This is a genomic window from Pantoea sp. CFCC18179 (assembly GCF_059412405.1).
Map to the genome: position 1 here is coordinate 130838 of NZ_JBNBPM010000001.1, position 11848 is coordinate 142685.

General features: G+C 50.4%; 13 protein-coding genes. 2 read left to right on the top strand and 11 right to left on the bottom strand.

All coding sequences use genetic code 11. The annotated features are described in order from the left end of the window. Positions 1-6: 6 nt before the first annotated feature. Together ACPUC7_RS00590 and araD are read right to left on the bottom strand one after the other, a co-directional pair. Positions 7-873, bottom strand: a complete 867-nt coding sequence (locus ACPUC7_RS00590; protein WP_343553559.1) for a crotonase/enoyl-CoA hydratase family protein — start codon at positions 871-873, stop codon at positions 7-9. 218 nt (positions 874-1091) lie between these two features. Then, positions 1092-1790 (bottom strand): L-ribulose-5-phosphate 4-epimerase, encoded by a 699-nt coding sequence (gene araD, locus ACPUC7_RS00595; RefSeq protein ID WP_494921383.1) that lies wholly within the window; start codon positions 1788-1790, stop codon positions 1092-1094. Between the two features lie 247 nt (positions 1791-2037). On the opposite strand from araD, the gene osmB reads away from it, so the two are divergent. Beyond that, positions 2038-2256, top strand: a complete 219-nt coding sequence (gene osmB, locus ACPUC7_RS00600; protein WP_494921384.1) for an osmotically-inducible lipoprotein OsmB — start codon at positions 2038-2040, stop codon at positions 2254-2256. 65 nt (positions 2257-2321) lie between these two features. Here the strand turns inward: osmB and yciH are convergent, their stop codons facing one another. The 5 genes from yciH to pgpB form a co-directional block, all read right to left on the bottom strand. After that, positions 2322-2645 (bottom strand): stress response translation initiation inhibitor YciH, encoded by a 324-nt coding sequence (gene yciH, locus ACPUC7_RS00605; RefSeq protein WP_494921385.1) that lies wholly within the window; start codon positions 2643-2645, stop codon positions 2322-2324. Beyond that, the gene (gene pyrF / locus ACPUC7_RS00610; RefSeq protein ID WP_494921386.1) at positions 2645-3352 is read right to left on the bottom strand and encodes an orotidine-5'-phosphate decarboxylase; all 708 of its coding nucleotides are present in this window, start codon (positions 3350-3352) and stop codon (positions 2645-2647) included. Before pyrF ends, yciH begins: the two co-directional genes overlap by 1 nt. A 207-nt stretch (positions 3353-3559) precedes the next feature. Further along, positions 3560-4729 (bottom strand): lipopolysaccharide assembly protein LapB, encoded by a 1170-nt coding sequence (gene lapB / locus ACPUC7_RS00615; RefSeq protein ID WP_494921387.1) that lies wholly within the window; start codon positions 4727-4729, stop codon positions 3560-3562. 6 nt (positions 4730-4735) lie between these two features. Further along, a complete protein-coding gene (locus tag ACPUC7_RS00620) occupies positions 4736-5041 on the bottom strand; it encodes a LapA family protein (protein ID WP_494921388.1) in 306 nt (101 codons plus the stop codon). A 128-nt stretch (positions 5042-5169) separates the two neighbouring features. Beyond that, complete coding sequence (gene pgpB / locus ACPUC7_RS00625; protein WP_494921389.1) at positions 5170-5934, bottom strand: phosphatidylglycerophosphatase B; 765 nt, start codon at positions 5932-5934, stop codon at positions 5170-5172. Positions 5935-6163: 229 nt separating this feature from the next. Here pgpB and ribA point away from each other — a divergent pair, with 229 nt between their 5' ends. Beyond that, the gene (ribA, locus tag ACPUC7_RS00630; protein WP_097097212.1) at positions 6164-6757 is read left to right on the top strand and encodes a GTP cyclohydrolase II; all 594 of its coding nucleotides are present in this window, start codon (positions 6164-6166) and stop codon (positions 6755-6757) included. Positions 6758-6791: 34 nt separating this feature from the next. On the opposite strand, the gene acnA is transcribed toward ribA, so the two are convergent. The 4 genes from acnA to cysB form a co-directional block, all read right to left on the bottom strand. After that, the gene (gene acnA / locus ACPUC7_RS00635) at positions 6792-9473 is read right to left on the bottom strand and encodes an aconitate hydratase AcnA (protein WP_494921390.1); all 2682 of its coding nucleotides are present in this window, start codon (positions 9471-9473) and stop codon (positions 6792-6794) included. Positions 9474-9919: 446 nt separating this feature from the next. Then, positions 9920-10099, bottom strand: coding sequence for a YciX family protein (locus ACPUC7_RS00640; protein WP_343553549.1), 180 nt, complete (start codon positions 10097-10099; stop codon positions 9920-9922). A gap of 3 nt (positions 10100-10102) precedes the next feature. Beyond that, positions 10103-10261 (bottom strand): YmiA family putative membrane protein, encoded by a 159-nt coding sequence (locus ACPUC7_RS00645; RefSeq protein ID WP_343553548.1) that lies wholly within the window; start codon positions 10259-10261, stop codon positions 10103-10105. A gap of 493 nt (positions 10262-10754) precedes the next feature. Beyond that, a complete protein-coding gene (cysB, locus tag ACPUC7_RS00650) occupies positions 10755-11729 on the bottom strand; it encodes an HTH-type transcriptional regulator CysB (protein ID WP_007892425.1) in 975 nt (324 codons plus the stop codon). Between the last annotated feature and the right edge of the window lie 119 nt (positions 11730-11848).

An 11848-nucleotide genomic window follows, 5' to 3' on the forward strand; every position in this document is an offset into this window, starting at 1 on the left:
TTACAACTACCCGGCTTTGCGCAAGGAGGCGCTATGACGGTTTTGCAGTTGCACCAGACGTTCCATGTAAGCAATGTCTTTCGGTTCCAGCGTGAAGGCGTAATCCACCCAATCTTCCGTGATGTCCATCAACTCAGCACGCGACAGTTGCAGCACGCGTTGGCGCGCTTTCAGCATGGCGCGCACGCCGTTTAACTTCGGACGTAAGGTATCGATAAAGGTACGCGTGGTGCGATATCCATCACCTGGCTGGAACACTTTGTCGACCAAACCACGCGTTTCATACCACTCCGCACTGTGTGATTCGCCTTCAATAATCAGCTCTTCGGCCAGCTTCATGCCGGACCGACGCGCCACCAATGAATAACCGCCCATGCCGGGGAACAAGTTAAAGGCAATTTCGGGGAATCCCATGCGTGCGCTGTTCTGTGCGAGAATGAAGTGATGCGCCAGCGCCGCTTCAAAGCCGCCGCCCAACGCACTGCCCTCAATCATCGCTAACGTCACCGCGCCAGTATCAAACCCGCGCGCCGCAGAGTGGATGCAATCGACACAAGCACGCGCATAAGCGCGCAACGCCTCACGACGGTTGTTACGAATGCATTCGACAAAGAAACGCAAATCGCCGCCTGCGTTGAACATCTGCGGCACTAACGATCCCGTCACCCAGAAATCAATTTGCAGACCGGAACGCTGCGCTGAATAGCTCAGATTCATGATCTCCTCAATTAATTCGTGGTTGAAACTCGGGCGCGGTTGCGCACGCAGCATCATCCACATGGTGTGGCGGCCCTCTTCGTAATAAGCGGCGAGCTGGGTGGTTTGTCCAACTTCGGTGAACAGTCTGCATGTTGGTTGGTTAATTACTGTCATTGTCTCATCCTCTGTTTATGTTTATGTCGTGCGTTGAACGCAACATCAGCGTAATCCAGAGTGAGGCCAGACCAAATGAGAGATTGATTTATAAAGCAAAATCCAGAGATATCCCCGACACAAGGCCGGGGAAGCATTAGCAGGTTTACTTAATAGCGGCGCGTTGACCTACAGCAACATGAGATCGCTTAACACGTTTTGAATACATGGTGGTGATGTTACTTTTGCCCGTACCAGGCATTTTTTCCGTGCTTGCGCAGATAGTGTAGATCCAACAGCGTTTGCGAAATTGGCGGCAATTCCTGGCGCAGTTGTTCGCTGTGCAGCGCCATGTACGCCACTTCCTCTAATACCACAGCGCTATGAACGGCGGCCTCGGCATCTTTTCCCCACGCAAATGGACCGTGCGAGTTGACCAATGCCGCCGGGATCGCCATCGGTGAAATACTGCGTTGCGCAAAGGTTTCGATAATCACTTGCCCGGTGTTCCACTCGTAATCCTGCTCGATCTCTTCCCGCTGCATGGCCCGTGTGCACGGAATGGTGCCGTAAAAATCATCTGCGTGCGTGGTGCCTAAAGCCTGGATTTCGCGCCCCGCTTGCGCCCAAATGGTGGCATGGCGTGAATGGGTATGCACGATGCCGCCAACCTGAGGCCAAGCCTGATAGAGCGCGCGATGCGTGGCCGTATCCGATGACGGACGCATCTGACCTTCGATGACTTCACCGCTTTCCAAAGCCACCACCACCATATCGTCACGTTGCATATGCTGGTACTTCACGCCCGATGGCTTAATAACCACCAAACCTTGTTCACGATCGATAGCACTGACATTGCCCCAGGTAAAGGTAACCAGGTTATAACGCGGCAGATCGAGATTGGCTTCTAATACCTGCTGCTTTAACGCTTCCAGCATGATTTTTCTCCAGCAAACTGTGATAGCTGAATTGTGCGGAGCAGGCGCTAAAAGCGTTATGGAGTGATTGGCTGTAAAGGCTGCGGAAAGTGGCTAAGGCTGAGAATTTGTGGGTTTTGTACGGCTGGAGCAAAGAAACAAGATGTGGATTGCAGACTCGCAGTTTAGGACCGTTTTACCCTGACGAGGTGAGCGTAACATCTATACTTATAAGGTTACCTCTGTGTTAACAATCAAGGAGAAGTCAATGACGACAACAATGAAACGTATAACGGCTGCACTCTTGGCTACCACTTTAGTTGTGGCTTTGAGTGGCTGCTCGAATTGGTCGAAACGCGACCGCAATACGGCAATTGGTGCCGGTGCCGGTGCTATCGGTGGTTCAATTCTGACAAACGGTAGCGGATTAGGTACGGTAGGCGGCGCAGCCGTCGGCGGCATTATCGGCCATCAGGTCAGCAAATAAAAAAAATAATACAGGCTACGCAGCGCATCTACATAACATCGGGCCACGTCATGTGGCCCGAATTTTTAGCCGCCAGCCAGCTTAACCTTCATGCCTTTGACTTCGAGCAGCGTTTTGATCAGATCGCGCTTGTCGCCCTGAATCTCAATCACGCCCTCTTTCACTGAACCGCCACAACCGCATTTTTTCTTCAATTCTGCGGCCAGTTTATCCAGTTCATTATCATCAAGGTCGATACCCGTAATCAGGCAGACGCCTTTGCCTTTGCGGCCGCTGGTCTGGCGCTGAATGCGCACAATGCCATCGCCTTTTGGTCGTGGCGCTTTCTCTTCTTCTGTAATGATGCGACCCGTTTCGGTCGAATACACCAGACGGTTGTCCTGAGCCATTAAGCCTCCTGTAAACTTTGCAGGATTTGTTGCAACGTCGCTGCGGGATCGGCGGATTGCGTGATCGGACGCCCGATCACCATATAATCAACGCCTGCAAGTTTTGCTTGCTGCGGTGTCATGATGCGGCGCTGATCGCCGGCATCGCTGCCTGCCGGACGGATACCCGGCGTAACCAGAGCGAAGTCCTGACCAATCACTTGCTTGAAGTGCGTTGCTTCTTGTGCCGAACAGACCACACCATTCAGACCACATTCATAGGTTAAGCGCGCAAGACGTTCTGCCTGCTGAGCCGGGGACAGCGTAATGCCTAAACCTTTGAGATCGTCTTCGTCCATGCTGGTCAGCACGGTCACCGCAATCAGCAACGGTGCATCTTTACCGAACGGCACTAACGCTTCTCGCGCTGCGTTCATCATGCGCGCCCCGCCGCTGGCATGCACGTTTACCATCCATATACCCAGATCAGCCGCTGCTGCCACGGCATGTGCAGTGGTATTGGGAATGTCGTGGAATTTGAGGTCGAGGAACACGTCGAAACCGCGATCCTGCAATGTCTTCACCACACTTGGGCCAAACAGCGTGAACATCTCTTTGCCCACTTTCAGGCGGCACTGGCTGGGATCAATGCGATCAACGAATTGCAGCGCGCTATTGAGATCATGATAGTCGAGTGCCACCAGAATAGGTGAAGTGGTTACAGGCATAACGTTTCCTCTGTGACTGGCACCCGCAGGCGCGATGGACAAACGGCAAGCATTCTACCTGCGCCGGCCAGCAACGACAATCGAAGTCCGGCCCTCAATTGCCTGTTTGACTGCTGGCTGCACGATGCTGAGGTTTTGATGACGTATAAACTTAATAGTATGTTGTAACTAATTAGTGCTATAAAGCAAAAATAAATCGGCCGTTGGTTATTGGCCGTCGAGTCCACGAATCGGTTTGACTGAAGACCAGGCTCGGCAAGATGGGCAATGCCAGTAAAGCGCATGTGCAGTGAAGCCACATTTCTGGCAGCGATAACGCGGTTTGGTACGAATCTGCTCGCCAACCATGTCACGCAACACCATCAAACTCTCTTTCGCGCGACCATCTTCCGCTTCGTGTAAGTGGAAATCCATCAAACGATGGAACACACGCATGGTGGGATGGCGTTGCAGTTGGCGATTGATGTACAGCTGCGCCGCTTCTGGCCCCTGCTGCTGTTCGAGGATATCGGAAAGATACAGTTCGGCCGCAGCACCGGTATTTTCATCAACGCAGCGCTGTAAGAATTGCGCCCAATTTTCAGGTTGGTTCAACCGTTGATAACAGGTTTCCAGCATCGGCAAGGTTTCACTTACCAGCTCCTTATCCTGCTCAAGCACGCGTTGTAGCCGGTTAGCCGCTTTGGCGTACTCGCCCTGCTCCATAAAAATGCGGCCCATCATGATCGAAACGCGTGCACTCTGCTGATCGGCAGATTCGCCTTTCTTCAATAGATTCATCGCGCGATCAAGATCGTCGCTGCTTAAGGCTTGTAACGCTAACTCGCAGTAGAAATGGGCAATTTCTCCCTTCTGCTTGTCTTTGCCGAGCTTAACCAACTTTTCAGCCACTTCGATGGCTTTTTGCCAATCGCTGGTCGCCTGATGAATCAGCAACAGTTGTTGCAGCGCACTGATGCGGAAATCTGTTTCATCGACCAGCTGACCGAACATGTCTTCTGCGCGATCGTATAAACCGGCAGCCATGTAATCACGGCCCAATTGCTGCACCGCCAGCAAACGCTGCTCGTAACTGAGCGAGGCGCTTTCCATCAAAGATTGGTGAATGCGAATAGCACGATCAACCTCGCCACGCGAACGGAACAGGTTGCCAAGCGTGAGGTGTGCTTCAACCGTGCCGCTGTCCTCTTTCAACATGTCGAGAAAGAGTTCAACCGCTTTGTCTTGCTGGTTTGATAGCAAGAAGTTAACGCCGGTTACATACTCGCGCGACAGGCGATTCGCTTCTTGTTGTTTGTCCTGATGGGCGCTACGACGGCCCATGTACCAGCCATACGCCGCAGCGACAGGAAGAAGCAGAAACAGCAGTTCAAGCATCGAAAGTTAATCCCGACGACTAACAGTAGTTGAAGTCGTTACCGCAGTTGATTGCTCATTTTGCGCCTGCATACGTTTAAGTTTTCGCTGCGCATTGGCTAGCGAAACACGTAAGCGCAACCAGAACAGGCCGCAAATCGCCCATCCCAGCAAGAATCCAGCACCAAACAGGCTTGCCAGCAATGTTGAAATCCGGAATTCGCCCTGCGCGAGCAGATAGTTAAAAGTGATCATTTGGTCATTATGCGCTCCGAGCGTGACGGAGATGATAAAAATGACCAAAACCACGAGAAAAATAAGCAAATATTTCACAATGCGTCCTGTCGAAAGGTTATCCAATAGAAGTATGCCAAAAAAGCGCCGTCGATGCTGCTTACCGCCGCATCAGTTAGCGCATTTTTCTGTATGTGCAATCAATCATATGGGGACAAATAGCCGAATTACAATCCATCATCACGTTGCGCAATCTCTTGATGCTCTTCCGGCGGAACCGTTAATGGACCGCAAAACCGCTGTGCCAGCAAGGTTGCAACGGTCACCAGCAGCCAGGAAATCAACGTTGCCACCACCAGATCGCGCGGCCAGTGCATGCCCAAAACAAGACGACTGCCCATAACTGCCGTCGCCCAAACGAATAATATTACTACTGTGGCGATATGACGTCGCGGCCAGAGCAATCCCATCGCCAATAGCGCCCAACTGGCGGCGAACATGGTGTGTCCAGAGGGAAAGGCGAATCCGGTTTCGAAAGCCCAATGTTTTTTTAACCACATCGGCAATTGAGTATCGTTCGCCAGCAAAGTTGAAACCATTTCGCTGCGCTGTTGGCGATGCAATTGATAAAACTCATCACCGTTAATGCCATGACTTTTTTCCAGCCAAATGACATAAGGTCGCGGTTCCTGCACATATTCTTTGATTGAGGTTTTGGTGTACTGACCAGCGAGGATTGCGCCGTTCATTATCAGCAGCAGCAAAATGGCAGGTTTAAGCCGAAAGCGTAAACACCACAACACCCAAACGCTAAGAATGATACTGGTGAGAATACCCCACGGGCTGGTGACGGTTTCCGTCATCCAAAACAGTACCCGCAGCACAGTTCCACTTTCGCCTGGCTGCCATTGCCAACCCGATAGCCAAACGCCCACCGGCATTAACAACAATAAAAACGCGCCAAAGGTGGTGCGTTGAATGATTTTTAGCATGCGCTTCCTTTTAGATCCGCCTTTACGCGCGGCTCTTGCATAACTTTAGCTGAAAAAAGAATAACATACCCATTGCGGCTTGGATAATTGTGCTTTATCACTACAATCACTCTGACCGATTAACGGCGCGAGTTCGGGTTGTGGCACAATAGCGTAAGTTTCATCGGGCCACGTGGGCCCGTGCGTTATCATGATGATAGCGCATCCTCTGAAGGTTCTGGAGAGTCACATGCAGCTTAAACGGGTAGCAGAAGCCAAACTGCCCACGCCATGGGGAGATTTCCTGATGGTTGGTTTTGAAGAACTGGCAACCGGCCACGACCATGTCGCGCTGGTTTATGGTGATATTAGCGATCACAATCCGGTGCTGGCGCGCGTCCATTCCGAATGTCTAACGGGCGATGCCCTGTTCAGCTTGCGCTGCGACTGTGGTTTTCAATTGGAAGCAGCGTTAACCGCCATCGCTGAAGAAGGACGCGGCATCCTGATGTACCATCGTCAGGAAGGTCGCAACATTGGATTGCTGAATAAAATCCGCGCGTATGCTTTGCAAGATAAAGGCTACGACACGGTTGAAGCAAACCATCAGCTGGGTTTTGCCGCAGATGAACGTGATTTCACCTTGTGTGCGGATATGTTCAAACTGTTGGGCGTCAATGAAGTGCGCTTGCTGACGAACAATCCACGCAAAGTTGAGATCCTTAGCGAGGCGGGCATCAATATCGTCGAGCGTGTACCTTTGGTTGTCGGGCGTAACCCGAAAAACGCGCATTATCTCGATACCAAAGCTGAGAAAATGGGACATTTGTTACCCAAATCGTAAGCATAAAAAAGCCGGGAAATCCCGGCTTTTTATTTTAGTTCAGCATGTTGCGTATCACATAATGCAAAATACCGTCGTTCTGATAGTACGTCAGTTCGTTACCGGTATCGATACGGCAACGCGTTTCCAACGTCTCTTTACTGCCATCTGCGCGAGTCAGCGTCACAGGAACGGTGCAGCCCGGTTTGAGCTGTGACAAATTCGCCACATCAATAGTCTCTTCACCGGTCAGTTGCAGCGTTTTACGCGTGACGCCAGCCGGGAATTCAAGCGGTAAGATCCCCATGCCAATCAGATTCGAACGGTGAATACGCTCGAAGGATTCGGAGATCACCACCCGTACGCCTTGCAGTCTTGGGCCTTTGGCCGCCCAATCACGACTCGAACCCGATCCGTACTCTTTACCGGCAATCACTGCCAGTGGCACGCCATCTTGCTGATACTTCATCGCCGCATCGTAAATCGCTAACTGCTCGTTGCTTGGGAAGTGTTTGGTGTAACCGCCCTCCACGCCCGGCACCATTTCATTGCGAATGCGAATGTTAGCGAAGGTGCCGCGCATCATCACTTCATGATTACCACGACGTGAACCGTATGAGTTGAAATCGGTACGCTCAACGCCGTGCGACAGCAAATAGCGTCCTGCTGGACTTTCAGCTTTGATGCTGCCCGCGGGAGAAATGTGGTCAGTAGTGACGGAATCGCCCAACATGGCCAGAATGCGCGCGCCTTTGATGTCTTGCACTGGCTTAGGGGCTTTTTCCATATCATCGAAGAACGGCGACAGGCGAATGTAGGTGGAATCACCATCCCAATCGTAGGTTGCGGCTTCACTGACCTTGATTTGTTGCCATTCCGGCGTGCCGTCAAAGACTTCAGCATATTCCTTATGGAACATATCGCTGGTGACTTTTTGCACCGCTTCGGCGATTTCTTCCGGCGATGGCCAGATATCTTTCAGGAACACATCTTTGCCTTGGCGATCCTGTCCGATCGGCTCACTCTGCAAGTTGATCTTCATGTTGCCGGATAAAGCATAAGCAACCACCAACGGCGGCGAGGCTAACCAGTTGGTTTTAATCAACGGATGAATACGGCCTTCAAAATTACGGTTGCCAGAAAGCACAGCGGCTACCGTGAGGTCGCCTTCTTTGATCGCGCTTTCGATTTCGTCCGGCAATGGGCCGGAGTTACCAATGCACGTTGTGCAACCGTAGCCCACCAGGTTGAAGCCTAACTCATCCAAATACGGCGTTAATTGCGCAACGGCCAGATAATCGGAAACTACTTTTGAGCCGGGCGCCAACGAGGCTTTCACCCAAGGTTTGCGCTGCAAGCCACGTTCGACCGCTTTCTTCGCCAGCAAGCCCGCGGCCATCAATACGCTGGGATTCGAGGTGTTGGTACAAGAGGTAATTGCAGAGATCACTACCGCACCATCATCAAGTTGATAGGTGTCGCCGGTTTGGCTGTCGCGATAACTGACAGTTTTATGCGGTTTCTGCGCCTGGTTCACTTCCAACTCGTTGCTGGCATTGAAGGCGGTTGGCACATTATGCAATGAGACGCGATCTTGCGGACGTTTTGGCCCGGCAAGGCTGGATTCTACATCACCCATATCCAGCGCTAGTGAACTGGTGAACACCGGTTCGTCACCGGCATTGCGCCACATGCCCTGTTGTTTGGCGTAGGCCTCTACCAGTTCAACTTGTTCGGCTTCACGGCCGGTCAACGTCATATAGCTCAGCGTGACTTCATCAATCGGGAAGAAGCCGCAAGTCGCGCCGTATTCTGGGGCCATGTTGGCAATGGTCGCGCGGTCGGCGAGCGGCAAATCGGCCAAGCCATCGCCATAGAACTCAACGAACTTACCGACCACACCGTGTTTGCGTAGCATCTGCGTCACCGTTAACACTAAATCGGTGGCTGTGATGCCGGGGCGCAGTTTACCGGTGAGTTTAAATCCAACCACATCAGGGATCAGCATCGAAACCGGCTGGCCCAACATCGCCGCTTCCGCTTCAATGCCGCCAACGCCCCAACCTAATACGCCCAGCGCATTAATCATGGTGGTGTGCGAATCGGTGCCGACTAACGTATCGGGGTAGGCAAACTCATCGCCATTTTGGGTTTCGTGCCAAACCGATTTACCCAAATATTCAAGATTGACCTGATGACAAATGCCGGTGCCGGGCGGCACCACGCGGAAGCGGTTAAAGGCTTTCTGCCCCCAACGCAAGAAAACATAACGTTCGTGGTTGCGTTCCATTTCTAGACGCACGTTTTCATCAAATGCCTGCTCATCGCCAAAACGATCGACGGTAACTGAATGGTCAATAACCAAGTCGACGGGTGATAACGGGTTAACTTTGGCGACATTGCCGCCTAAACGTTTTACCGCTTCGCGCATCGCGGCTAAATCTACCACTGCCGGCACACCGGTAAAATCCTGCATTAATACACGCGCTGGGCGATAGGCGATTTCACGATCTGCATGCGCATCTTTCTGCCACGCCACCAGCGCCTCAATATCTTCAAGCGTGACAGAATCACCATCTTGCCAGCGCAATAGGTTCTCAAGCAGGACTTTCATTGATTTCGGCAAGCGATCAATATTGCCCAGTTGCTGGGCTGCTTTCGGCAGGCTGTAGTAATGATATTTTTTTGCCCGAACATCCAGCGTGTCCTGACTCTGCTCGCGTAACGTTAACGACATAGCGCCTCCATGTAAGGTGATCTCTTTTAAACCTCAGTGACTGCAAGGTTTAACTAAAGATAGACCACATTTTCGTTAACGTTTTGATAACAACACGAAATGACACATTAAAATACAATGAAAAATGCCCCGACATTTGTCAGGGCATCAATATAAATAAGGTGAATTTGCGTTATAGCTTTACATCATTGCCCAAAATGCCGCAGCCCAAAAAGCCAGCGAAAAGGTATATACGCTAAACCAAGATAAAGTGGTGGTATTGATGTTCATGATTCACTCCCTCCCGGATGCCGGGCAAAAAAATTCCACCGTCGTCAGCGTTGTACTGATGACACCGTTTTTTTAATGCTGAGTGTTAAAGGACGGGCTTTTAACTTGCCCACCGGATAATCCGGTAAAATGAGGGACTTAAAATAGCTATATATAGAAACAGAACGCAGGCTGCGTTATTTCGACTTCGGATCCATGAATGATTCGATAAAGTTGCGTTGATTCTCACTCAGTTCCCACGAAGTAGGAATTGTGACTTGTTGTTCAGTCACCGCAACGTCTTTCGGTTTGCACGCAGGCGTTTGCGACTGACGCGCTGAAACCGGATGTTTACGGCTGAGTGTATTTGCCCACATGGCTTAACCCCACATACGCCAAATCATTAATGCCACCACTACCCAGAACAGTGCTGAAGCAGCGAAGACGGTCAACCAAGCTTTGCGACGGGTGTTGCCAGTACGCTCAACTTTGGTGCTTTTAGTCCGGAAATCCGGCTGTACAGTTATTCTCGTGTTCATAGTTTTTGATAATCACTCTCAATAAAACGATTGATGACAACGATTAAGATTTAGGACGAATCCTAAACTTGTTAAGTCCGAAAATCCAGTTATTTTTATTGAGCACAACGATTAACGCTATTTATCAAAACGCCAGAAATTGATGAGATAAATTTAATTGCCATGATAACTATTAATTAAATAGTTACATTGTAAATTTGGGTTAATCACAAATTAGATCCAATCTAAATTTGAGTTTAATTTTTTAACCCAGTTAAAAAGGCTTTCTCCATCAACTCTTAACTGGAGTATGGGAATATTCCTGGCGAGCTGCAAAGTCACATCGTAAAAATTGTGTACTGATTCGCATTTAAGAACTAACAATGAAAAAACATGTGACCCATGTTTCATTTACACAAAAATAATGAAATTTTTTGAGATACGCGTGGCGCTAAGCGCTATGAGATTCCAGAGGTGCCCACTGGACACCTTGGCAAAATAATGAGTTAGGAAATTATTTGAAGGGTAATTTGATATCACGGAACATCGCTTCAATGTCTTCATTGGAGCGCAATGCGACCGCCGCATCCACCACATCACGTGTGAGATGGGGCGCGAAACGTTGAATAAAATCATACATATAGCTACGTAAGAAGGTGCTGCGCCTAAAGCCAATCTTGGTCGTACTATTCGTAAAGATCTCTGATGCTTCAATCCGCACTAAATCAGGGTCAGCGATTGGATCCACCGCCATGCTGGCAATCACGCCTACGCCTAATCCTAGACGCACATAAGTCTTGATGACATCGGCATCCGTGGCGGTAAATACGATGCGCGGCGTTAATCCTGCGCGGTTAAATGCGGTATCAAGCTCAGAGCGCCCGGTGAAACCGAAGGTGTATGTCACTAAGGGAAAATCTGCCAGCTCTTCAATCGTCACATTCGATTTGCCCGCCAACGGATGGTCTGGCGTAACCACAATCGCACGATTCCAGTGGTAGCACGGCAGCATGATAAGATCGTCATAAAGATGCAGCGCTTCGGTCGCAATCGCGAAATCCGCATTGCCTTTCGAAACCGCCTCAGCGATTTGCGTCGGCGAGCCTTGATGCATATGCAATGAAACTCGCGGATAACGTTCGATAAAACCTTTAATCACACCTGGCAGCGCGTAGCGCGCTTGTGTGTGCGTGGTGGCGACATACAGCGAACCTTTATCTGGCCAGGTGTGTTCACCAGCAACAGATTTAATTGCATCCACTTTTGATAACACTTCACGCGCAATACGGATGATCTCTTCGCCTGCTGGCGTCACTTGCGTGAGATGTTTACCGCTGCGGGCAAAGATTTGCACGCCGAGCTCGTCTTCCAACATACGCACCTGCTTACTGATGCCAGGCTGCGAGGTATATAAACCTTCCGCAGTGGAAGAAACATTAAGGTTGTGATTGACCACTTCAACGATGTAACGCAACTGCTGCAATTTCATAGTTATATCTTCCTGGTAGCGTCAGAGGTGCATTCCCAGCAGGCGTGTTTCCGCCTTGATTGCGGCAAATGAGGGAAAGCAAGTGAGCGAAACGAAAAGAATCTATAACTACTATATCA